This window comes from Sphingomonas baiyangensis (assembly GCF_005144715.1).
Classification (GTDB): Bacteria; Pseudomonadota; Alphaproteobacteria; order Sphingomonadales; family Sphingomonadaceae; genus Sphingomonas; species Sphingomonas baiyangensis.
The window spans coordinates 1,948,768-1,970,948 of the sequence record NZ_SWKR01000002.1 but is presented as its reverse complement, the minus strand read 5'-3'; the positions used below and the strand labels follow the sequence as shown (position 1 = coordinate 1,970,948).

Below are 22,181 nucleotides of genomic sequence, written 5' to 3'. Positions count from 1 at the left end.
CGACGTTTACGGACCATGACGAAGCGGTGAAACGCCGGGCGATCCTGCACGCGCTCGGGCCAGGTCCGATCGGACGGGTGCTCGAACTTGCCGCGGGCAACGGCTCGAACAGCGCCGCGATCGCGCCACGCGCCCGGCGGCTCGACGCCACCGAAGCCACCGCAAGCGGTATTGCGCTGGTAGCCAGCGCGATCGCGCAGGAAGCGCCGCGCGCGCGGGCGATGCAACTTGCCGTACCCGGCCACTTCCCACAGCCGCAATATGACGCGATCGTCATCGCCGAACTGCTTTATTATCTGACGCCGCGCCAGATGCAACGCACAGCGCGCGACACCGCAGCGGCGCTTCGCGGTGGGGGCACGCTCATCCTTGCCCATCATCGCATCGACTTTCCCGATTTCGCCCAGCGCGCCGAGGGCATTCAGACGCGCTTCCTTGCCGCGACTGGACGAGCTTGGAGCAAGCGGGCCGTGCGATGTACCAGTCGCTGGATCGTCCTGTCGTGCAGATTGACCGATGCGCGCCGCGAAACGGCCACGCCCCGAAACCACGAGCACCGATCGTCCTCAGCACTCTTAACGGTTTAACGCGCTATAGCGACCCAGATGAAACTTTCGCCGTCGTCTCCTGTCGCCGTCCGTTACGACCCAAAGTCGGCCATTCAGTGCCGCTGCGGCGCTCCCCGGAATCGGCCACTCGTTCATGACCATGCGGGTACCCGCTCCCGGACAGCAGTACTCTCGTCGGCAGCCCGTCACTCCGATAGACACCCAGAGTCAATCGGCTTGAGGGGGTTCAGCGGCAATGCACTTCACACCGGAACAACGTGAGGCTTGGAACGCGGAGACGCGCGACAGTCCATTCAACCGTTGGCTACGGGCGCGCACAACAGGCCGCGACGGACTTCTAGACCTCGGGCTTTTGGCAGCGGTCGCTGCCGAGTTCGGAGTGGATGCAGCGAAGTACGCCCACCTCAATGCGGGTCAGCAGCGAATGAACGTAGGCAACCGACTGCGCCGATTGGTTCCCGAGACGGCTTACAGCATCCGACCCGCACCGGGTGAGGACGCGAGTCCGTCACCTACCGCGACTGCCGTTGCGCATCGGTCCGCTCCGCTCGATGCTGAGTGGCCATTCTTGCAAACCGCTACCGCGACCACGCTTCTCCGTTTGCAGGCGGCTGCAGTCGAAGAGCTCCGGCGTCGCCATGTGGTCCGGACTGGGAATGCGCCGCTGGGCGACTATGCCGAGCACCTCTTTGCCAAAGCTTTCGGCTGGGAACTGACGGTGAACTCGGCGACGGGCTATGACGCCAAGGACAATCAAGGCACACGCTACCAGATTAAAGCGCGTAGGCTGCGCAACAATGTGGCCGGGGAGCGCCAGCTCGGCGTACTCCGCGGCTTGCCCGACAAAGCCTTTGATTACCTGGCGGCGGCGTTGTTCGATTGCGACTTCGCTGTAAGCCGTGCGGCCATCATCCCTCATGCAGCAGTTGCAAGCAGGGCGATGCACATCAAACACGTCAATGGCTGGCGCTTCCTCTTCGAGGACGCGGTGTGGCTGATTGAGGGGGTGCGGGATGTTACCGAAGCCGTTCAGTCTGCGGCCGCCAGCCTGAACTCGAGCGAAGAACTTAGAGCTCAAGTTTGGGCGAGCTGACCCATCAAACGGTCACTTGCTCCCGCTTCGCTTCCGCCCGGAAGCGGACGTTCATTAAGGCAGTAGGTTACGTCCGCGATTGGGCCGGGAGCAGTCAGGCAGCTTTCAGGCGAGCGCCGCACGAAAGCTGCCGTCGTTGGACGGCAAAGGTGCATGGCGGCTACCGACCCAGAATCGGTCGTTCACGCTAGCTCAGCGGCCGACCGGGGAGCGGACATCGGTTCAGGCAAATGCTGTAGCCGAAAATGGGCCAGGAGTGGACGAACGGCTGCTAGTCGAAAATTCGCGAGAGCTGACATTAGTCGTTGTTGCTTTCCCCGTGGCGCCGCTCCGGCATCCGGCGGGAACTGTGAGCTGAAGCGATGGTTCACCTAGCCAGTACAAACAAAACTGGGGATCGAAGCCGTGTCGCACGAGCAGGACGAGACCGCATTGCGGGCGCTTGCCGATGCCCTTGCGGATGCCGGAAGGATCCATCGATCCGCTGCGGGGACAGCCGGCGATCCCGGGTTGACCCGGATCATGAACGATCGCGCGGATCGTCTGGAGGCACTCGCCAGCAAGGTGTCGACAGGGATCAAGGGGAAGCCCGGCTCGATGCTGCAATTCCTTGATCGGCTGAAACTGGGGATCGATCAATGGTTCGGCGATGACGACGATGCTGCGGTCGTCGCGAGCCGCGAAGCGAAAGACCGGCTGCGCATCCTGATCGACGATTATGCGGAAGACTCGGAAATCGACCCCGACGTCCGCGCCGCGTTTCTGGACATCCGCGACAGGATCGGAACTGGCGCGCCGGCACCGACCGACACTGGGCTGACCAGCCTGCCGAACTAGCGCAGCATCTCGTCCGTGCGGTCGAGTTCGCCGTCCAGCGGGTCGCTTCCGATCCCCTCCAGCCTGCTCCCGGACACATAGCTGGCACGCGCAAGCACCTGCGCGACGAGCGGCAGGGTGATGAGCAGAAAGATCAGGGTGAGAAGGCCGGTGCCGGTTCGATCGATCGTGCCGGTCAGCAATGCGCCCAGGATCAGCAGGGCCGTGCCCAGCGTGCCCGCCTTGGTGGCGCTGTGCATGCGCTGCAACGGGTCGCGCAGGCGAATGACACCGATCGCCGCCGCGAGAACAAACGCGGTGCCAAGCGTCATCAGCACCATCGCCACGACGATCATGGTTCCCTCCGCTTCCGTTCGAGAAATGCCGCGAACGCCAATGTCGCGACGAAGTTGATCAGTGCAATACCGAGCGCGATGTCGAGAAACGCACCGCGCCCGGTCGTCACGGCGGTCAGTGCGGCAAAGCCGACCGCGATCGCCGTCAGCATATCGAGCGCGATCACGCGATCGGCAAAGCCCGGCCCACGCACCATCCGCCATCCGGCCAGCACCAGTGCGATGGCGAGCACCAGGCCGAGTACGGCGGACAGGATCGTCAGCGTCATGCCTCCAGCTCCAGGATCCAGCGTTCGTAGAGTTGCTTGAACCGCGCGACCGACGCCTCGGCATCTTGGGTATCGAGGATGTGAAGATAGAGGCGCGTGCGGTCGTCCGACACGTGCAGACAGGTCGACCCCGGTGTGAGCGAGGTGAAATAGGCGAACAGCGCCACGGCCCAGGGCCGTCTCACCGACACGGGCACCGCGATGATCGCCGGATGCGTGCGGATCGTCGGCGCCAGCACGATACGTGCGACCGAGACGGATGCGACGACCAAATCCCACAGAAAGATCGCGGTCAGGACGCATATCGCCCGGAGACGGCGGAGTTGCTTCATCCCTGTCCCTCCAGCAACCGCGCCGACAGCTGCGCGATCGACCACAGCCATTGCGGCATCAGCCCGATCACCACGGTGGCGGCGGAGAGCAGTGCCATCGCCACCAGTCCGCTCTTCGGCACCGCGCGCATCGATGTGCGCCGCGCATCCTTCCAGCAGGCATCGGACCAGAAGGTCGACATGGAAACGATCGTCAGCAGGCCCGCCAGCAAGGCGACACCCCCCAGCCAGGCCATGTCGGCGTCGAGGCTCTCGCGGATCACGAACAGCTTCGCCCAGAAACCTGAAAAGGGCGGGATGCCCGACAGTGACAATACCGGAACCGCGAACAGCAAGGCGAACAGGGGCTCGCGCCGCACGATGCCACCCGCGCGGGTCAGATCCCAGCTGGCCGAGGCACGGCGGATCAGCCCGGCCCCGAAAAACAGGTTCGCCTGCACGATCATCGAATGCACCATGTAGAAGATCGCTGCGGTCACCCCGTCGCGCGTCCCCAGCGCGAGCGCCGCCATCATATACCCGACCTGCGCGACGACATGATATGCGAGGATGCGCCGCATATCGGTTTGTCCCAGCGCGCCAGCGACGCACAGCAGCATCGTCAGCGCGGCGATGCCACCGAGCAGAGGTGTCAATTGGGCGCCCCCCGGCGCACCTCGCCCCACCCCGAAGATCACCACCATCACCAGCAGGAGCGCATAGAAACCCATCTTGGTCAGCAGCCCCGCGAACACCGCCGCTACCGTGGTCGGTGCCGTGTGATAGGAGGCCGGAAGCCACAGGTGGAACGGCGCCAGCCCCGACTTCAGCATCAGCCCGCCGAGCAGCAGCGCCGCGGCAACTGCCGATGCGACGCTTGCCGGGCTGTCCGCCAGCACCGCCCCCGCCGTCCGGATATCGAGCGTACCGGTCATGCCATAGATCATGCCGACGCCGATCAGGATGAAGGTCGCGGCCAGCATCGCGAACGCGGCATAACGGATCGCGCCGTCGATCTGCGCCGGGCGGCGGTCGATCGTCAGCAGTCCCAAGGCGGCGAGCAATGCGAGTTCGAACCAGACGTAAAGGTTGAACAGATCGTTGGTGAGGCAGGCACCGTTCATCGCCCCGGCCATCGCCAGCATCAACGCATCATACCCTCCGCGCCGGCGGCGCGGGCCGATATCACCGATGGCATAGATCGCCGCGGCGAACAGGATCAGCGCGGTCACCACGACCAGCGCGGAACCTGGAAGTGCCGCCGAGAAACCGATGCCGAACCCCTGTGGCCAGCCGCCGAACACCGTCAGGGGGACGCGCGGATCGACCATCACGCGAGTGAGCAGGGCGACCGAGGCCAGCAGGACAAACCCGCTCGCCGCCAGCCCTGTCATCAGCGCCGCCGCAGGATGCTTGCGCAGCAGCAGCGCCAGCGCCGCGCCCAGAAATGGCACCAGCACGGGCAGCGTGAGCAGAAGCGCGTCACCCATGCAGGTCATCCCGTTCCTGAGCCGGGCCGACCATCTCCGCGGCATCCACCTCGCGCGCATCGACCGTACCGCCCGAACGCCATGCGCGCAGCACCAGCACGCCCAGCATCACCGTCAGCGCGAACCCGATGACGATCGCGGTGAGGATCAGTGCTTGTGCAACCGGATCCGCGGACACGCCCAGCGCCTTGGCACCATCGCGGATGATCGGGGGCTGTTCGCTGCCAATCCGCCCGGCAAGAAACAGCAGCAGGTTGGTGCCGGTCGCGAGCAGGGACAGACCGAGCAGCATCCGGACGAGATTGCGCGACAGGATCATGAAGATCGCGCAGCCGATGATGCCCGCCCCGGTGAGCGCGTAAAGGATCGTCACTTCGTCGCCTCGCGCTGAAGGCCGAACAGGAAGGCCAGGACCGCGCCGAGTACGACCAGATAGACGCCGAGGTCGAAGATCATCGTCGTGCCCAGCTTGGGAAACCAGACAGGCTCCCACCACAAATGGGTGAGATAGGGACGTCCGGCGATCAGGCCCGGCAGCCCGCTGGCCAGGGTACAGGCCATGCCGATGCCCACCAATGTCAGCGGTCCGGCGCGCAATGTCCGCTCCGCGCGCTCGACCCCATAGGCCAGCGACAGCAGGGCGAAGGACAGCGCCGCGACGAGCCCGCCGACGAAGCCGCCACCCGGCTGGTCATGCCCGCGCCACAGGATCACCAGCGACGCCGCGAGCAGGGTCCAGCTGAGGACACGCCCAAAGGCCTGAAATGAGAAATGCACCGACGGCTGCGCCGCTTCCTGCGCCGCGCGGCCGCGACGCATCAGCAGCGAGCGGGCCAGCACCGCCGCCATCGCGATCACCATCGTCTCGCCCAGCGTATCGAAGGCGCGGAAGTCGACCAGGATCACGTTGACGACATTATGACCCTTGCCACCGAGATAGCTCATCTCGCTATAAAAGGCGCTGGCCGCCGAGCCTTGCGGACCAGCCGCCATATCGACGATGCCCGCCACCAGCATCAGCGCCATCACCCCCGCGACGACGGCGTCGCTGCGCCGCATCGCCGGCGTGCGGGTGGCTGGGCTGGCAAGGGGAACCGCCATCAGCAAGGCGGTCAGCAGCACGACCAGCAACGCCTCGACCGCGAACTGGGTGAGCGCCAGATCGGGCGCACCGTTCAGCATGAAGGTAAGGGCGATTGAAAAGCCGGTCAGGCCGGTCGCGATCATCGCGGTGAACAGGGATTGCGCACGCGTCGCCGCGACCGCGCCGCCGAGCCCGACCAGCGCCACCAGTGCCGGGGCGAGGCGCAATGTGCCGGCGTCCGGCAATCGCGGCACCGCCCCCGCCGCGATCACCGACCACGCGATCAGCGCCGCCATCCCGCCCACGACCACCAGCAGATAGCGGCGTAGATCGCCATGCTGGACCCATCCGGTCAGCGCGCGCGAACCGTGCATCAACCCGCGCAGGCTACGCTCCCACAGCTTCTCGAGGGCAAGCCGATCGAACCGCTCGGCGCCGCGCAGCCGGATGTGGATCTGTCTCCAGTACCGCACGATCAGCGCGCCGATGCCGATCACCACAGCGCTGAGCATCAGCATCGGCGTTAGGCCGTGCCAGACCGCGATATCGACATCGACCGCACGTCCATAGACCGCCGCCACCGCCGGACGTAGCGCGACGCGCGTGATCCAGTCGGGGTCGAGGCTGATGAGCAGGCCTGCCACCGCCAGGAGCAAGGGTGGCGCGACCAGTGACAGGCTCTCGCCATTGCGAAGCTCGCGATGCTTGGCGCCGCCGAGGAAGAAGGGACGCAGCGTCACCACGCCTGCAACGCCGACCATCGCGGCATTGACGATGACCGCGATTGCCAGTGGGGCGGTCTCCCAGCTGCTTTCGATTTGCGCCTCGAACAGGAATTCCTTCGAGATGAAGCCGATAAAGGGCGGAATGCCGGCCATCGACAGGCTGGCACCGACACAGGCGAGCGCGGTGAACGGCAGCACCCGCGCCAGGCCGCCAAGCGCGCGCAGATTCTGCTGACCCGTAGCGTGCAGGACGACACCCGCGCAGAAGAACAGCGCCGCCTTGTACAAGGCATGGGCGAGCAAGAACCCGACCATCGCCACCGTCGCTGCGGGGCCGTCCAGCCCGACCAGCAGGGTAAGGATGCCCAGCGATGCGATCGTCGAATAGGCCAGCGCGGACTTGAAGTTCTCGGCCCGCAACGCCTGCAGCGCAGCGACCAGCATGGTAAGGCATGCCACCGTCACCACCACGCCCCGTCCCCATCCTGTCGCGGCGAAGACAGGCTCGAACCGCGCGAGCAGATAAATGCCCAATTTCACCATCGTCGCCGAATGAAGATAGGCTGACGCCGGGGTCGGCGCCTGCATCGCATTGGGCAACCAAAAATGGAACGGGAACTGCGCCGATTTGGTGAAGGCCGCGATCAGGATGCAGGCGACGATGGGCGTGCCCAAGGGGCTCGCCGCGATGGTTTCGGCCTGCCGCACCGCCTCGGCCATCGAATAGCTGCCCAGCACATGGCCGATCATCAGCACTGCGGCGAGCAGCATCAGCCCGCCGAATGCGGTCACTTGAAGCGCCATCAGCGCCGCGCGCCGCGCGCGCGCGCTGCGGCTGTCGAACCCGACCAGCAGAAAGGACAATATGCTGGTCGCTTCCCAGAACAGCAGCATCACCAGCAGGCTTTCGGCCAGCACCGTGCCCAGCATCGCCGTCTGGAACAGCAGGATCAGGGTAAAGAAGCGCGTACGCTCCTGACGCGGCTTCCCGGTCAGATAGCCGCCGGCATAGATCACGACCAACGCGCAGATGCCGGTGACAAGCAGGCAGAACAGGAAAGAGAAGCCATCGAGCCGCAAGGTCAGATCGAGCCCGATCCGTGGCGCCCAATTCCTCCCCTCGCCCAACACCCAGCCGCGCTCGACCACCGGTGCCATGGAGACGAAGGCGGCGAGCAAGCCGATCGGAAGCAGTGCGATCACCAATCCCGCACCGCGCCCGATCACGCGTGCGGCGAGCGGCATCACACATGCCCCGATCAGGGAAATCAGCAGGATAACGAACATCTCAAGACCCAATGCCCCAGTTCGCGATCGGATGCATGCTTAGTGGTATTGGAGGGCGAGTGGGGATCGGCGCGATGTCGATCAACAAGCCGCCTCCGGACGCAGGGTCGCCTGTCGTCCGGTCACCGTCCCAATCGCATGTCGCCGCGCAGTTGGTTTCTAGGTAACAGTTGTCATGCCTTTAGGCCGGGGGAGGCGGGGGGGCGACGAACGGCAACTCGCTGGTTGCGCGCCGGTCTCGGTGCATGGCTGAGATTAGGGCGCATCCCGTCTATTGGCTTAGGTAGAGACCAGCCCTTCCGCTTCTGGGCCGCTTGCCGAATGTCCGCTTCGCGGTGAGCAAGCCTGGAAAGCGGCCGATCGGCTGGAGGCGCATTTGCCGAACGGCTATGCCTCGATCACGTCAGCCGTGCTGGAGCGGTCTGGTCGTGAAGAGTCCAACTAGCCCTCAACGTGGCTGGTTCACCCGCTTATCGTCCGCACGGCTAACGAGCTCCAAGTAGAGCATCTCGAGATCCTTCCGGCTGATGTCGAGTACCTCTCCGTAATCGGCGAGCACCGCGTCGAAATCCGCTTCGGTCAGCAGGTTCGCCGGATGCGCGTGCGGATGCTGCGTTGCGTGAGCGCGATGCGGATAGGATCGGCCCAGCGCCCGATTGCAGATGATAGCCGCGATCACCAGCAGCACCGAGTTGATCAGCACCGGCAAGAGGACGAAGAAGAAGCCTTCTCCGATCGTCTGCGGCATGGCGAGGACGGCCGTCAGCGCACAAGCACCGCCTGGAGGATGCAGGCACCGCAGCAGCGACATCGCGGCGATGGCTGCGCCGACAGCCAGGCTCGCTGCCAGAACGGGTGACGACTCGGACATCGCAATCCCCACACCGATCAAAGTGGAGAGGACATTGCCGCCAAGAACCGCCCAGGGGCGCGCCAGCGGGCTGGCGGGCACCGCGAACAGCAGAACGGCGGACGCCCCCATAGGGGCCATCAGGATCGGCAGGCTTGATGAAGGGCCCACGACCAACGTCGTCAACGCGCCCATGGCGGCAATGCCGATCAACGCGCCGGCTGCATTGCGCGGCCATTCCCCCGCCACCACGCGAGCGAAGGTCGATGGAAGGCGGCGGACGAAATGACGCATGGCGCGGCCCGTTGGCACCGGTCGGCCGCGATTTGAACCTCTTAGCGGCGGGAGCATTCACGATTCTCCTGCTTCGCCAACTTCTCATGCTGGCACAGCGGAACGGGCGTGGCAGAGTTGCGCAGGAACTCGACGTGAAAGCGCACCAGCCCGATCGGCTCCACGTGATGCAGGATTGTCGGCTCGACCACGCCGGGACCGGTCTCCGGCGTCAGGTCCCGCTCGGTCGGCAGGCGGCGCGGATCGGTCACGCGGTAGCGTAGCACGCCCTGCTCGACGCAAATTAATCCCCAACTTCCCGCCTTGGTCGTGTGGTCCTTCCGCAGGCCGGCCGGCAGCGTCTCCTCGGTGAACGAGACGGTGCGGCTGTAAGATTCGAGCCCTTCAGGAAGGTGGGTTGCCGGCGCTACGGGTTGGTCGCTCGCCATCTCCAGTCTCCGTTCAATCCGCCGCCGCGAGTTCGGCCTCGCGGGCCTGGTAAAGCTGGATGCCGAGCGCCAGGCTCTCCGCGATCCGCTCAGCCCTGTCCTGCATCGCCGCCGCCGCTTCGGCCGGCAGAAGCTCCCGCGTCGTCTCGTCCCACAGCTCCAGCCAGCGGGCGAAGGCAGCGGGCGTAATCCGCGCCGCATGGCGCACATGGGCGGGCATCGGCTGCCCTTTGTAGCGGCCGCTGGCCAGCATGACGGAAGACCAGAAGGCCTGCAGCTTCTCCAGATGCTCCGGCCAATCCCCGATCGCGTCGTTGAAGATCGGGCCGAGCATCGGGTCCTTGCGCACCTTCGCGTAGAAGGCGGGGATCACGGCGGCGATCTCCGCCTCTGAAACCACGCCGATGCCAATCATGCTGCCTCCTGCTGCCGGACCACGCTCCGAAGCGCCCGTGTCAGATCGTCGGTCAGCAGCGGTTTTTCCACCAATGTGATTCCGGCCGCGTCCGCCCGATCCCGTATGGCGCGGGTCGGATTGGTCGCCAGAAGCACGGCCGGAGCCGAGCATCCGCTGGCCCGAAGTTGCTTCAGATGGCCGAGCCCGTCGCCCGAACCATACCGCTGTTCGATGATCAGGCATGCGGCTCGGCGCGGATCGGCCTGGGCGCTCGTCCCGTCGAGCACGCAATATCCCTCCAGCGTCAGGGCGAATTTGAGCGAGGCAAGGACCGATCGGTCCTGCTCGTACACCAGGATCGGGCGCGAAGGGATCATGCTCGGTTCTCGCCAAAGGATGGGGGCGGCAGTCGCCCGCCGGCCCGTTTCGGTTCAGGCCGCCTGCTTCCAGGTCGGCTCCAGCGCCACGTGCGGCGGGCATTCGGCCACCTTGCCGACGGGAAGCCCGGCCAGCTCGTTGGCGTAGCCGTGGTTCACATCACGGTGGTGTGCCTCGTCCGCCCGCACCACCAGTACCACGTCGCGCAGGGTCGCGTCCTCGGCCAGGCCCCAATAGCGCTTGGCGATCTCCGGCGCCGACACGTTCGGGCTGCGGCCCTCATCGATCTCGGCGAGGTAATGGGTGTAGCTGATCACCGCCTCTTCCTCGAAATAGCCGACCACGCGGTGCGCCGTCTTCGAGCTGACGAGATAGAGGGCGAAGAAGAACAGGTAGAACACCCACTGCACGCCGATGATCACCGCCCGCTCGAACATTGTGGGCTTGGAGATCTCGATGAAGGTCATCAGGTGCATGCGCTCATTTTCGGCCTCGTCCATGAGCGTCTTGATCCAGCCCTTGTCGTCGCACATGCGGCGCAGGCACGCGAGATGGTTGATCGTCGCGCCGACCATGCCGGGCACCGCGGCGACCGTCTCCAGCACCACCGCGCGGTGGCCGTAACGCTCCGCGAAGAAGGTGTCGGCGCACCAGCGCAGCGCCTTGGTGAAGCCGAACGCGACCCGGTCGGAAAGCCCACGGGGCTTGTGATGGACGCCAAGGTCGATGAAGGGGGCAACCATTGATAGTCTCCGTCTGAGGCGGCGCGTTCACTGGTGCGTCGCTGTTGGAGGCCATCTACGCTTGCCGAGGGAGCCGGAACATTTGGATCTTGTCCCTACCCCTCATCCCCTAAGGGCTATCCCGGAGGTGGGGCGGGCGCGCTTCGCCAGCCGTTTCCTGCCGCGCCTGTCGGTCTCGACGGCGCTGGTCCTGGCCGTGTTGGCGATCGCGGCCGGGGCGGCCGTGCGCCTGGTGTTCGGCGAAGAGCTGGGCCAGCGCGCGACTTACATCTTCTTCGTGCCCGGGGTCGTGGTGGCGAGCGCCCTCTCGGGTCTGCGCGCCGGCGCGGTGGCGGCGGTGGTTGGTGCCGGCGTGGGGCTGTGGTGCGACTGGCTCAGCGGGCCGATCGAGAACGGCAGCTTGGTCGCGGCAGCGGCATTCGTGGCGATCGGCCTTGCCGTGGCCCTTGGCGGCGAGTGGTTTCAGCACGCCCGGACGGAGACCGAAGCCGCCGCCGCGCAGCTTGCGCGGCGCGAAACGCATCTGCGTTCAATTCTGGACACCGTGCCGGATGCGGTGGTGGTGATCGACGAGCGCGGGCTGATGCACGATTTCAGCCCAGCGGCCGAGCGGCTGTTCGGCTGGACCGCGGAAGAGGCGAAGGGGCGCAACGTCGCCATGCTGATGCCCTCCCCGTACGCCGAAGCGCACGATTCCTACCTGGAACGCTACTATCGCACGGGCGAGCGCCGGATCATCGGCACTGGCCGCGTAGTGGTCGGCCAGCGGAAGGATGGCACCACCTTTCCGATGGAGCTGGCTGTGGGGGAGATGCGGCTGGACGGGCGGCGCTACTTCACCGGCTTCATCCGCGACCTGACTGAGCGGCAGCAGACCGAGACGCGTCTGCAGGAGTTGCAGAGCGAACTGGTCCACGTCTCCCGGCTCACCGCCTTGGGCGAGATGGCCTCCGCCCTCGCTCACGAGCTGAACCAGCCGCTCTCCGCCATTGCCAACTACCTGAAGGGCAGCCGCATGCTGCTCGCGCGCGAGGAAGTGCCGCACGACAAGGTCGCCGATGCAGTCGAGCGCGCCGGCGAGGAGGCCCTGCGCGCCGGCGCCATCATCCGCCGCCTGCGCGATTTCGTCGCGCGCGGAGAAACGGAGCGCACGGTGGAAAGCCTGCCCAAGATCATCGAGGAAGCCAGTGCATTGGCGCTGGTCGGCGCGCGGGAACACGGCATCCACATCCACTATTCCTTCAGCCCGGAGCTCGATCTTGTGTTGGTGGACAAGGTGCAGATCCAGCAGGTGGTGGTGAACCTCGTCCGCAACGCGGTCGATTCCATGGTCGCCGCCGATTTGCAGCGGCGCGAACTCACCATCCGGGTCGAGCCTGACGGCGACGAGATGGCACAGATCACAGTCGCCGACACCGGCCCCGGAATCAGCCCCGACGTGGCCGATCAGCTGTTCCAGCCGTTCGTCACCACGAAGCCCACGGGCATGGGGGTCGGCCTGTCGATTTCCCGAACCATCGTAGAGGCGCATGGCGGCCGCATCCGGGCGGAGGCGAACGAAGGCGGCGGCGCGCTGTTCACCTTCACAGTCCAGCGCGTGGGGAAAGAGGAGTTGTTCGATGGCGAGTGAGCCGGTCGTCTATGTGATCGATGATGATGAAGGCGCGCGCCATTCGCTCGAGTTCCTGATCGACTGCGCCGGGCTGAAGGCGCGCTCCTTCCCCTCCGCCGATGCCTTCCTCAAGGCGGATCCGCCGCTGGAGCATGCCTGCGTCATCACCGATGTGCGCATGCCCGGCATGAACGGCATAGAGCTCGCGCAGGAGCTGAAGCGGCGCGGAAGCCATGTGCCGGTCATCGTCATCACCGGCCATGCAGACGTGCCGCTGGCTGTGCAGGCGATGCATGCCGGCGTCTCCGACTTCATCGAGAAGCCCTATGATGATGAGACGATGCTGGGTGCCATCCGCACCGCCATTACCCGCCAGGCCGATCGCGATGAGCTGCAATCGGAGCGGGACCGGGTGCAGGAGCGGCTCGCGACACTCTCGATGCGAGAGCGGGAGGTGATGGAGGGCCTCGTCGCCGGAGAGGCGAACAAGGCCATCGCCTATGACCTCGGGATCAGCGCGCGGACGGTGGAAGTCTACCGTGCCAACGTCATGCTGAAGATGCAGGCGAAGACCTTGTCGGAACTGGTGCGGATGGTCACGATCGCCCGCCTCGCCTGACCCGGCGGGCCGCCGCGCACCTCCGGTACGGCCCGTAGGGACATGACCCAAAATGACGGTTTGCGCCGCTGCACCTAGGTGGATGCAAGGGCGATACACCGCCGTGCATCTGCCAAGCAAACCAGGAGCAAACCCCCATGTCCCGCACGCTCAGCGAGCAGACCATCGCCATCGTCAAGGCCACCGTTCCGGCGCTGGAGGCGCATGGGCTGGACATCACGCGCGCCATGTATGCCCGCCTGTTCCAGGACCCGGCGATCCGCGACCTGTTCAATCAGTCCCACCATGGAGAGACCGGCTCCCAGCCGAAGGCGCTTGCCGCCGCGGTGCTCGCCTATGCGCAGAACATCGAGAACCTCGGCGTCTTGGCCGAGGCGGTGGAGCGGATCGCGCAGAAGCATGTCGGCCTGCAGATCCTGCCCGAGCACTACCCTGCCGTCGCCACCGCCCTGCTCGCCGCGATCAAGGATGTCCTCGGCGACGCCGCGACGAACGAAATCCTCGAAGCCTGGGGCGAGGCCTACTGGTTCCTGGCCGACATCCTGATCGGCCGCGAAGCGCAGCTTTATGAAACGCTGACCGATCAGCCCGGCGGGTGGCGCGGCTGGCGGGACTTCGCCGTGGTCGAAAAGCACCAGGAGAGCGAGATCATCACCTCCTTCGTGCTGCGCCCCGTCGATGGTGGAGCCGTCGTCCGGCACAAGCCCGGCCAGTACCTCACCCTCTGGCTGGACATCCCCGGCGAACACCCCCTCAAGCGCAACTACAGCATCTCCGCCGCGCCAAATGGCGAGACCTACCGCATCAGCGTGAAGCGGGAGCCTCAGGGCATCGCCTCCGGCTGGCTTCACGATCATGTCGAGGTTGGCGCAACGCTCAAGGTCTCCGTCCCGGCGGGCGAGTTCTTCCTTGCCGACGCGGCCGAGCGGCCCATCGTCCTGCTGAGCGGCGGCGTCGGCCTGACCCCGATGGTCAGCATGCTGGAAAGCCTGGTGCGGGAAGGCGCATCCGTGCCGATCCACTACGTCCACGGCACGCTCAACGGCTCCACCCATGCGATGCGCGATTATGTCCGGGCACTGGCGGAACAGAGCAGCGATGTGCGCGTCACCACCTTCTATCAGCAGCCGCGCACGGAGGACGTGCAGGGCCGGGACTATGACCAAGAGGGCCTGATCACCGGAGACTGGCTGCGCGCGAACACTTCGTTCGCCGCGGCCAATTACTACCTGTGCGGCCCCAAGCCCTTTCTGCGAGCTTTCGTGGGCGAGCTGACCCTCGCAGGCGTCCCGCGGGATCGGATCCACTTCGAGTTCTTCGGCCCCGCCGACGAGTTGATGGCGGCCTGAGGCTAATTTGCAGGACACGCAAGTTTCGGAATAGCCGACAAAGGGCACGCGGCCGAGCTCCTCGCACACGGTCCGACATCCACGATCGTGCGTCCGCTGCGCAGCTGGTACGAAAGCGACGCACCCGCAAGCACGCCCTCATGGCCCCCCGAAGCCGCGACGAACTTCGAGCCGGCCGCTCCACTGCTCTGCGGTGCCGAAGCTCTTCTCGACGAAGCCGCCGAGCTCGGCCGTAGCGTCCACATCCCCCAGACCAACCAGTGCATCTGCTGGCGGTCGCGCTCTTCCCCCTTTCGCTCGCGACGCCGACAGGCAGCTTTCAGGCACGCTGCAGTGGGGGGTAAGCGACCGAAATGGAGGCGCTTAGTTGCCGTCCCAGACTGACTGAACGAACGTCTGTTTAGGGGGTGCCGGTGCCGGAAAGCGGACCGGCCGCTTTCCACCCAAATCAGACATCAGCATCCGATCTGGTTAGCATCAGCTCTCACCCATAACGCGGCCGCTCACAACGGTCGAACCTCTGCCAGAAGCAGCCGCTCCTCTATCGCCCTGTCAGCAGGATCAGGAGGCGCGGTAGCGCTCGCTTCGTCGAATTGACTTGCTTCGTGCGCGACTCCGAGCAAATTGCCCGTGCCTTCGGTGAAAGCCCGGAGGCGGGGCGTGGAAACCCCTCTACTCATGCTCGGTCAGCAGCTTTGCTGTCGGCCGGGTGGCATGCGCGCATGTCCAGCCGGCAACGGTAAAGGCGCATGCGCCTGTGAGTAGCAGGTTTCCAACATCCGGCTTTGAGGCCGTCGCCCCGAGAGGACATAGGAGCGACAAGGGTGCCCAGCCGGACCAAAGTTATGAGCTTCACTTATGCGGTAGCGCTTACCTGCGCGCTGTGTTCGCCTGTCCACGTTACGGGAGCGTATGCGCAAGCGGTCGTCAGCTGGACTGAGAAGCAGTTAGGACTGCGCATAGAGCGGTATGCGTTCCTGACCCCGGAGGGCGTCGCCAAGATCGTCGACGTAGCCGACGACGATCTCGAACCAGCAGCGACACTTTCTACCGAGCGAGTGTTTGTATTCAAAGGCGGGCTCACCGACCGCGTCCGCGCAGACACGTTCTTTCGCGCGATCGTCGGCAAGCAGACCGGCGCTACCGTCTATCAGCTGTATGCCAGGCTCAGATATTCGGGCGAGATGCGCCGCTTCACGGTCGCAAACTATGACGACGGTGGTCAGCCGACCGGTGTGCCGCTGATTGTCGCCGATCGTCGGGTCGAATGTCTTTATGGCAACTGCGGCGGCATTGAGGACGTCGCGTTCACAGTGCCGGAAGAGACGATGCGAGCCCTAGCCATGCGCGCTGCCGAGCGCCCAGTGCAACCCTGGCGCGTTCGCTTCAAGGCTGAAAACGGGCAGGATTGGACCGACGATATCGCGCCCGCGGAAGCCGCCGGCCTGTTAATAGCGGTCGATCGCTACCGCCGCGATCACAAGCTGCAATGATTGCGACTAGGACGCCGGTAGAACCATCGTTTCGAGGGGTAGGACATCGCACTGCCAAGCGCGCTGTCGATATTCTGCTTGAAGCAGACCCGGCCTATCGCTGTCCCACACGTTCCGAGCGCGACGCCTTGCTGGTCGGCTTCGCCAAGCACCGCAAGGTTCTGTACGGCGCGGCCTTCGATGTGATTCGACTGGAGCGAGAAATCGACCTGCTAGACGCAGATGCCATCGCTGCCGATATCGGCGCGATCACAATATGCGATATTAAATCAACAAACCGCACAGTTATAGCAAGCGATCTCAAAGGCTATTTCTTCAACATCACTGCAGCTGAGCTGCTGACCGCTCAGAGTGTTGGTGAACGCTACAGGTTCGTGTTCGTGAACACGGTGTCCGGCGAACATCAGGAGATGATGCTGAACGAGATTTTTGGCCGGGCACGCGCTATGTACCCAGCCTGGCATATTCGACTTTAGCGCAAGGGCGGCGGCACCTCCACGGCCAAACGCGGGGGCAGGATCTCGTTGTAACCACGTAGAACCTTGCGAAGCTTGTTCACTAACCTTTTGTTCGCGGACGTCGGCTCCCCCTCGCTCAAAGCCTTCAGACTGGCGACAATCTCGTCGCGGTTAGCCACGCGCTCCTCCAGCTCGATCTGCTCCGCCGGGGTGCAGGGTCCGACGATCGACACTCGTCCGCTCGGCATGTGCACGATCATGTCGTCCGGGTGCGGCAAGCAGGTGGGTACGGGTCGACCGGCCTTCTCCGCTGCGTGAAATTTCGCGGTCCAACGCTCTTTGTAGTCCATCGCCGCGTTGAACTGCTGCTGGCGGCCCTCGGAGAGAATGCGCGCGCTCTCACGCTCATACTCGCCGAGCAGCTTGATCGCCGCGAGCCGATCAGCGGTCGACACCTTCGCCCTTTTGCCAATCGGGTTGGCGTCTTCTTTGCCGATTGCGATGTCATAGAGCTTGAGGTGGACGTACTCTCTGTACTCAACCGGATTAGCGCCCTTCGTCATCATACCGCCGACCCGCTCGACGAGTTCAGCCATCTTGTCGACCGGCGCCAAGGCGATCTTGCGCTTCCGCGATGGGGGCCGTCCCTTGGGATTGGGGGACGCGCACCCGGGCTTCCATCGGTACTCCTTGGGCGGGTTCCCCGGTCCTGTCTTGTCCGGGCCTTTCGGCCCCTTACCCGACGTTGCCATCGCTCTTCTCCTTCGTGTTTCCCCCCAACTCCTCGAGCCGGTTTTCCAGGTCGGCCAGCGTCTCTCCGGTAGCTCTCAGCACCGGTTCGATACCCGTCACCTTGCGGAAGCGTCGGATGGCCACGTCGGCGTAGAGCGGGTCGAGTTCCATCGCTCGGGCTTTCCTCCCGGTCTGCTCGGCGGCGAGCAGGATCGTGCCCGATCCCGCAAAGGGGTCGAGGACGATCGAGCCGCGCTTGCTGCAGTCGAGGATCGCATCGGCGATGAGCGGGAGCGGCTTCGGACACGTTCGCAGCGAGCAGTTCGTCCCGCTCGCGCCCGAAGCCGGCCATCCCATCATATTCCCAGACCGTGCTGCGGTTGCGGCCGTGGACACCCAAGTTGTTGATGTACGGTGCGTCGCCGTTCTTGAACGCGGCGATAAATTCGCTCTGGCTGCGGTACCAAGAGCCGAGACCGGGGAACTGCTTTTTCCAGGTGATGATCGTCTTATGGTCGCCGTAGACGATCCGGCCAGCGCGGAGCAGCTCAAGCAAGAAGTGATGGCTCATGAAGAACATGTGGATCGAGCCGTTCGCGCTCATTGCGGCCATGTGGCGCATCGCGGTCGTGAGGAACCGGGTAAACTGAGCGCTGTCTAACTCGCCTGCCCCCTGGCAGAAATCAGAGTGTCGACCCGTGGTCGAGAAGGTGTCGGTGCTCAGATTGTACGGCAAATCGCTGATGATATAGCGCGCGCGCTCGTCGCCCATCAGCGAGACATAGCTGTCGCGTGACAGCGCATCACCGCAAAGCATCGCGTGACGACCGAGGTCCCAAATGCTTCCGACTGCCGAAATCACCCGATCGGGGTCGGGCTCGTCGACGACCTCCTCTTCGGCTATGTCGTCGCCAAGGCTCAGTAGCCGGTCGAGCTCGGCGGTCTCTAACCCCAGCTCCGGCAACTCGTGGTCGCCGAGCAACGACTGGATTTCACCCAGTTCGAGCGCCAGCTCGCTCTCGTCGTATCCCGCGAGCTCAGCAATCTTGTTCACCGCGATCGCGTAGGCGCGGAGTTTGGCCGGACTCAGGTGATCGATGCGGATGACCGGGATGCGGTTGAGCCCGAGCCTCTCGGCAGCAGCCACGCGCGCGGCACCGGAGACGATGCGGTTATCGGCGTCGATCCCGACCGGATCATTGAACCCGTATGCAATGATGGAACCGCACAATCGCTCCATCTGACTTTCAGGATGCGTACGATACGCTCGATCACGCGGCTTGAGCTCGCTCGGCGCCATGTAAAGCAAGTCGAAATTGGACATCGATGATCCCCGGACCGTTCAAAACCTCTGCCGACTGAAATTCAGACGACATGATGCTCCGTGGTGGGGTCGGCCAGTCACCTGCCCGAGGGCGGTAACCGTGTCCGCAGTCTTTCTAAGACCAGACTTTTAAAATTGAAAGGGCTCGCTGCTCGCCAGGCGGAGAGGTGGGCGGTGCGCAAATATCGTCCCTGTGACGTGTGATATTCTTAGGATTCCTCCCTGTTACATCGATGTCACATATACTAGGCCGGGCGCCTAAGCGCTTGAAAACACGAGTACCGGCACCAGTCCCTGTTCAAGAAGCGCCATTCGTTTCCCTGTTACTGCGCGAAAACAGGGTGAAACTGCCATTTTTATGAAGGACAACACCAAACGGTACTGCCGGGCTGCAGCCCGGAGAAAATGGTGCAAAAAGCGAGGTTCTAGGACGGGAGAGTAGGTCTGTTGGTACGCATGGCGTCTCGAAAGGGCGCAAATTTGCGGCTTTCGGCGGTGCAGCTACCCTCTTCCCTGATAGCCGCAGACTTGGTGGCGGAGCGGGAGGGATTCGAACCCTCGATACGGTTTTGCCGTATACTCACTTTCCAGGCGAGCGCCTTCGACCACTCGGCCACCGCTCCGCATTGCCGGAAGCGGGCGCTTAGGCGAGGCGGGCGGGGTGCGCAAGCCGGGCGGCGCAGCCGCCGGCATTGCAACGTGCGGCTTATGGGGGCAGCATCGCCGCCATGATCGCGATCCTTGCAGCATTCGCCCTCGTCCAGGCTTCGGCCGCGCAGTCGCAGGGGCGTGTCGCGCCCGATGCGCGCGCGCCCGGCGAGATCGCGGCGGCGGCGCCGGCAGCCGACTGGGTGTCGATCGACGCGTCGAATCTGCTCGTCGTCGATCTGGCGCCCGACGCTGCCGGCCGTGCGCGGCGTGCGGTAATCGAACTGATGCCGGCGCCCTTCGCACAAGGATGGATCGCCAACATCCGCACGCTGGCATCCGCGCGCTGGTGGGACGGCACGAGTGTCAATCGCGTGCAGGACAATTATGTCGTCCAGTGGGGCGACGCGACCGAGAAGAAGCCGCTTCCTGCCGGCATTCGGCCGGCGCCGGCGACGCAATATACGATCGCGCTGCCCCCCGCCGGCATCGCGGCGCGCGAGGCGCGCACGCCCTATGCCGCGGGCGAGGGGCTGTATCGCGGCTGGCCGATCGGCTTTGCGGGCGATCGCGCCTGGCCCGTCCATTGCTATGGCATGGTGGGCGTGGGGCGCAATCTGGCACCCGATACGGGGAGCGGCGCCGAGCTCTATGCCGTCATCGGCCACGCGCCGCGCCATCTCGATCGCAACATCGCGCTGGTGGGGCGCGTGATCGCCGGAATCGAGCATCTCTCCAGCCTGCCGCGCGGAACCGAGGCGCTGGGTTTCTACAAGACGGCAGCCGAGCGGACGCCGATCGCGCGCATCCGCCTGGCGAGCGACCTTCCTGCCGCCGAGCGGCCGGCGTTCGAATCGCTCTCGACCGACAGCGCGAGCTTCAGGGCTTATGCCGAGGCGCGCGCCAATCGCCGCGATGCGTTCTTCAACGTGCCCGCCGGCGGGGCCGATGTGTGCAACGTGCCGGTGCCGGTACGCCCGGCGCGTTGACCACAACGATGCCAGCCCTCCACCCGTTCATACTGAGTATAGGCCGAGTAGCGCCGTAGGCGCGTATCGAGGACTAGTATCGAAGCACCGTTGGCGCCTGACAACAGGTCCTTCGATACTCCACCTCGATACGCTGCTGCGCAGCTACTCGGCGGCTACTCAGGACGAACGGCTGGGTCAGGCCGATGACCATCAGCCCCGGAATGACGCGGCGGCGGTCCGCTCCCCCTCATCGCTCCCGCGTCGCGGCGAAGGTAACGGCGGGGTAGCGCTCGGCGACATAGCCGACTTCCCATGCCGATTTGGCGAGGAACACCGGATTGCCGTCGCGATCCTTCGCCATCGAGCTGCGGTTGAGATCCATGAAATTCGCCAGCTCGCCCGGATCGGCTGCCGATACCCAGCGCGCGGTATCGAACGGTGCGGGTTCGAGCCCGGCGGCTACCTTGTATTCGGCATCGAGCCGGCTCAAGAGCACGTCGAGCTGGAGCTGGCCGACGACGCCGATGATCCAGTTCGATCCGATCTCGGGATAGAAGACCTGCGTCACGCCTTCCTCGGCCATGTCGTCGAGCGCCTTGCGCAGCTGCTTGGTCTTGGTGGGGTCCTTGAGCACCACGCGGCGCAGAATCTCGGGCGCGAAATTGGGCAGGCCGGTGAAGCGGATCGCCGCCCGCTCGCTCAGCGTGTCGCCGACGCGCAGCGTGCCGTGGTTGGGGATGCCGATGATGTCGCCGGGAAACGCCTCGTCGGCGAGTTCGCGCTCTCGTGCGAAGAACAGGATCGGCGAATGGATCGCGATGGGCTTGCCATGCCCGGTGGGCGTCAGCTTCATGCCGCGCTTGAAGGTGCCCGAGCACAGCCGCATGAACGCGATGCGATCGCGGTGATTGGGGTCCATGTTGGCCTGCACCTTGAACACGAAGCCGGTGACTTCGCCCGCGCCGGGATCGACGGGCGCGGGTTCGGCGGGCTGCGGGCGCGGCGGCGGCGCGTGGCGCGCGATCGCGTCGATCAGCGAATCGACACCGAACTCCTTGAGTGCTGATCCGAAATAGACGGGTGTCAGATCGCCCGCGCGATAGGCGGCGGCGTCGAAAGGCTCGTATCCCGCCATCGCCAGTTCGGCTTCCTCACGCAGTCGCGCGACGCCCTCGGGCGATAGCACGCTGTCGAGCCGCGCATCGTCGAGCCCGGTGAAGCGCTCGACCTTGCCCTGGAATTCGCGGCTGTCGCCCTCGGGCAGCAGCAGGCGGTTGTCGACGAGATCGTAGATGCCCTCGAACTGGCCGCCCATGCCCGCGGGCCACGTCATCGGGCACACGTCGAGCGCCAGCATGTCAGCCACTTCGTCGAGCAGCGCGAAGGCATCGCGACCCTCGCGATCGACCTTGTTGACGAAGGTGATGATCGGCACGTTGCGCAGCCGGCAGACCTCGAACAGCTTGCGCGTCTGCGGCTCGATGCCCTTGGCGGCGTCGATCACCATCACTGCCGAGTCGACCGCGGTCAGCGTGCGATAGGTATCCTCGCTGAAATCCTCATGGCCCGGCGTGTCGAGCAGATTGAAGGTGATGTCGCCCAGCCCGTCGAACGCTCGCTCGAAGGTCATCACGCTCGACGTGACCGAGATGCCGCGCTGCTGCTCGATCTTCATCCAGTCCGATCGCGCGCGTCGCGCCGCCCCGCGCGCCTTCACCTCGCCCGCGAGATGGATCGCGCCGCCGAACAGCAGCAGCTTTTCGGTAAGCGTGGTCTTGCCTGCGTCGGGATGCGAGATGATCGCGAAGGTACGGCGGTCGCTGGATGTCATGTGCGCGGCCTATCGGGCGAGACGCGCGCGAAGTCGAGAGGGGGCGGCATAGGG

General features: G+C 65.0%; 25 protein-coding genes and 1 tRNA gene. 11 read left to right on the top strand and 15 right to left on the bottom strand.

Annotated features, from left to right (window positions below; all coding sequences use genetic code 11):
• The first annotated feature begins 26 nt into the window (after positions 1 to 26).
• The 3 genes from FBR43_RS12800 to FBR43_RS12790 all read left to right on the top strand — a co-directional run bounded on the left by FBR43_RS12800 (position 27) and on the right by FBR43_RS12790 (position 2,499).
• Positions 27 to 587: a class I SAM-dependent methyltransferase gene (locus FBR43_RS12800; RefSeq protein WP_249276589.1), complete on the top strand. Its 561-nt coding sequence runs from the start codon at positions 27 to 29 to the stop codon at positions 585 to 587.
• 217 nt (positions 588 to 804) lie between these two features.
• Entirely contained in the window at positions 805 to 1,662 is an 858-nt protein-coding gene (locus tag FBR43_RS16320) for a hypothetical protein (protein ID WP_136943471.1), read from the top strand.
• 405 nt (positions 1,663 to 2,067) lie between these two features.
• A complete protein-coding gene (locus FBR43_RS12790) occupies positions 2,068 to 2,499 on the top strand; it encodes a ferritin family protein (RefSeq protein WP_136943470.1) in 432 nt (143 codons plus the stop codon).
• Here the strand turns inward: FBR43_RS12790 and mnhG are convergent.
• The 11 genes from mnhG to FBR43_RS12735 all read right to left on the bottom strand — a co-directional run bounded on the left by mnhG (position 2,496) and on the right by FBR43_RS12735 (position 11,090).
• Positions 2,496 to 2,834: a monovalent cation/H(+) antiporter subunit G gene (gene mnhG, locus FBR43_RS12785; RefSeq protein ID WP_136943469.1), complete on the bottom strand. Its 339-nt coding sequence runs from the start codon at positions 2,832 to 2,834 to the stop codon at positions 2,496 to 2,498. The genes FBR43_RS12790 and mnhG overlap by 4 nt on opposite strands.
• Positions 2,831 to 3,103, bottom strand: a complete 273-nt coding sequence (locus tag FBR43_RS12780) for a monovalent cation/H+ antiporter complex subunit F (protein ID WP_136943468.1) — start codon at positions 3,101 to 3,103, stop codon at positions 2,831 to 2,833. Before FBR43_RS12780 ends, mnhG begins: the two co-directional genes overlap by 4 nt.
• Positions 3,100 to 3,435: a Na+/H+ antiporter subunit E gene (locus FBR43_RS12775; protein WP_136943467.1), complete on the bottom strand. Its 336-nt coding sequence runs from the start codon at positions 3,433 to 3,435 to the stop codon at positions 3,100 to 3,102. The genes FBR43_RS12780 and FBR43_RS12775 overlap by 4 nt, the downstream gene beginning before the upstream one ends.
• On the bottom strand, positions 3,432 to 4,904 hold the full coding sequence (locus tag FBR43_RS12770) for a proton-conducting transporter transmembrane domain-containing protein (protein ID WP_212611925.1): 1,473 nt from the start codon (positions 4,902 to 4,904) through the stop codon (positions 3,432 to 3,434). The genes FBR43_RS12775 and FBR43_RS12770 overlap by 4 nt, the downstream gene beginning before the upstream one ends.
• Positions 4,897 to 5,277, bottom strand: coding sequence for a sodium:proton antiporter (locus tag FBR43_RS12765; protein WP_249276588.1), 381 nt, complete (start codon positions 5,275 to 5,277; stop codon positions 4,897 to 4,899). Before FBR43_RS12765 ends, FBR43_RS12770 begins: the two co-directional genes overlap by 8 nt.
• Positions 5,274 to 7,958 (bottom strand): hydrogen gas-evolving membrane-bound hydrogenase subunit E, encoded by a 2,685-nt coding sequence (mbhE, locus tag FBR43_RS12760; protein ID WP_249276587.1) that lies wholly within the window; start codon positions 7,956 to 7,958, stop codon positions 5,274 to 5,276. The genes FBR43_RS12765 and mbhE overlap by 4 nt, the downstream gene beginning before the upstream one ends.
• Before the next feature lie 490 nt (positions 7,959 to 8,448).
• A complete protein-coding gene (locus FBR43_RS12755; RefSeq protein ID WP_052742633.1) occupies positions 8,449 to 9,144 on the bottom strand; it encodes an HPP family protein in 696 nt (231 codons plus the stop codon).
• Positions 9,145 to 9,185: 41 nt separating this feature from the next.
• Positions 9,186 to 9,572 carry a DUF1971 domain-containing protein gene (locus tag FBR43_RS12750; RefSeq protein WP_136943463.1) on the bottom strand — a complete coding sequence of 129 codons (387 nt, stop codon included), beginning with the start codon at positions 9,570 to 9,572 and terminating at the stop codon, positions 9,186 to 9,188.
• A 13-nt stretch (positions 9,573 to 9,585) separates the two neighbouring features.
• Entirely contained in the window at positions 9,586 to 9,987 is a 402-nt protein-coding gene (locus tag FBR43_RS12745; RefSeq protein WP_046411191.1) for a group III truncated hemoglobin, read from the bottom strand.
• On the bottom strand, positions 9,984 to 10,346 hold the full coding sequence (locus FBR43_RS12740) for a DNA-binding transcriptional response regulator (protein WP_046411188.1): 363 nt from the start codon (positions 10,344 to 10,346) through the stop codon (positions 9,984 to 9,986). The genes FBR43_RS12745 and FBR43_RS12740 overlap by 4 nt, the downstream gene beginning before the upstream one ends.
• Before the next feature lie 54 nt (positions 10,347 to 10,400).
• A complete protein-coding gene (locus FBR43_RS12735) occupies positions 10,401 to 11,090 on the bottom strand; it encodes an alternative oxidase (protein WP_046411186.1) in 690 nt (229 codons plus the stop codon).
• A 127-nt stretch (positions 11,091 to 11,217) separates the two neighbouring features.
• On the opposite strand from FBR43_RS12735, the gene FBR43_RS12730 reads away from it, so the two are divergent.
• From FBR43_RS12730 to FBR43_RS12710, 5 genes are all read left to right on the top strand, one after another.
• On the top strand, positions 11,218 to 12,720 hold the full coding sequence (locus tag FBR43_RS12730; protein ID WP_231622012.1) for a sensor histidine kinase: 1,503 nt from the start codon (positions 11,218 to 11,220) through the stop codon (positions 12,718 to 12,720).
• The gene (gene fixJ, locus FBR43_RS12725; protein WP_046411184.1) at positions 12,710 to 13,321 is read left to right on the top strand and encodes a response regulator FixJ; all 612 of its coding nucleotides are present in this window, start codon (positions 12,710 to 12,712) and stop codon (positions 13,319 to 13,321) included. Before FBR43_RS12730 ends, fixJ begins: the two co-directional genes overlap by 11 nt.
• Before the next feature lie 137 nt (positions 13,322 to 13,458).
• Positions 13,459 to 14,670: an NO-inducible flavohemoprotein gene (hmpA, locus tag FBR43_RS12720; RefSeq protein WP_136943462.1), complete on the top strand. Its 1,212-nt coding sequence runs from the start codon at positions 13,459 to 13,461 to the stop codon at positions 14,668 to 14,670.
• A gap of 845 nt (positions 14,671 to 15,515) precedes the next feature.
• A complete protein-coding gene (locus FBR43_RS12715; protein WP_136943461.1) occupies positions 15,516 to 16,163 on the top strand; it encodes a hypothetical protein in 648 nt (215 codons plus the stop codon).
• Between the two features lie 128 nt (positions 16,164 to 16,291).
• Positions 16,292 to 16,639, top strand: a complete 348-nt coding sequence (locus tag FBR43_RS12710; RefSeq protein ID WP_249276586.1) for a hypothetical protein — start codon at positions 16,292 to 16,294, stop codon at positions 16,637 to 16,639.
• Here FBR43_RS12710 and FBR43_RS12705 read toward each other — a convergent pair.
• Together FBR43_RS12705 and FBR43_RS16620 are read right to left on the bottom strand one after the other, a co-directional pair.
• Positions 16,636 to 17,217, bottom strand: coding sequence for a hypothetical protein (locus FBR43_RS12705; protein ID WP_136943459.1), 582 nt, complete (start codon positions 17,215 to 17,217; stop codon positions 16,636 to 16,638). The two genes, FBR43_RS12710 and FBR43_RS12705, sit on opposite strands and share 4 nt — an antisense overlap.
• A gap of 139 nt (positions 17,218 to 17,356) precedes the next feature.
• Positions 17,357 to 17,710, bottom strand: coding sequence for a DNA methyltransferase (locus FBR43_RS16620; protein WP_394344052.1), 354 nt, complete (start codon positions 17,708 to 17,710; stop codon positions 17,357 to 17,359).
• Positions 17,711 to 17,741: 31 nt separating this feature from the next.
• Between FBR43_RS16620 and FBR43_RS16665 the strand changes: the two genes are divergently transcribed.
• Both FBR43_RS16665 and FBR43_RS16660 read left to right on the top strand, forming a co-directional pair.
• A complete protein-coding gene (locus FBR43_RS16665; protein ID WP_449448563.1) occupies positions 17,742 to 18,014 on the top strand; it encodes a hypothetical protein in 273 nt (90 codons plus the stop codon).
• 306 nt (positions 18,015 to 18,320) lie between these two features.
• Positions 18,321 to 18,683: a hypothetical protein gene (locus tag FBR43_RS16660; protein WP_449448562.1), complete on the top strand. Its 363-nt coding sequence runs from the start codon at positions 18,321 to 18,323 to the stop codon at positions 18,681 to 18,683.
• Positions 18,684 to 19,209: 526 nt separating this feature from the next.
• Here the strand turns inward: FBR43_RS16660 and FBR43_RS12695 are convergent.
• Positions 19,210 to 19,300 (bottom strand) — tRNA-Ser (locus FBR43_RS12695).
• A gap of 105 nt (positions 19,301 to 19,405) precedes the next feature.
• Between FBR43_RS12695 and FBR43_RS12690 the strand changes: the two genes are divergently transcribed.
• Entirely contained in the window at positions 19,406 to 20,314 is a 909-nt protein-coding gene (locus FBR43_RS12690) for a peptidylprolyl isomerase (protein ID WP_136943457.1), read from the top strand.
• 229 nt (positions 20,315 to 20,543) lie between these two features.
• Here the strand turns inward: FBR43_RS12690 and FBR43_RS12685 are convergent, their stop codons facing one another.
• Positions 20,544 to 22,127: a peptide chain release factor 3 gene (locus FBR43_RS12685; protein WP_136943456.1), complete on the bottom strand. Its 1,584-nt coding sequence runs from the start codon at positions 22,125 to 22,127 to the stop codon at positions 20,544 to 20,546.
• Positions 22,128 to 22,181 lie beyond the last annotated feature (54 nt).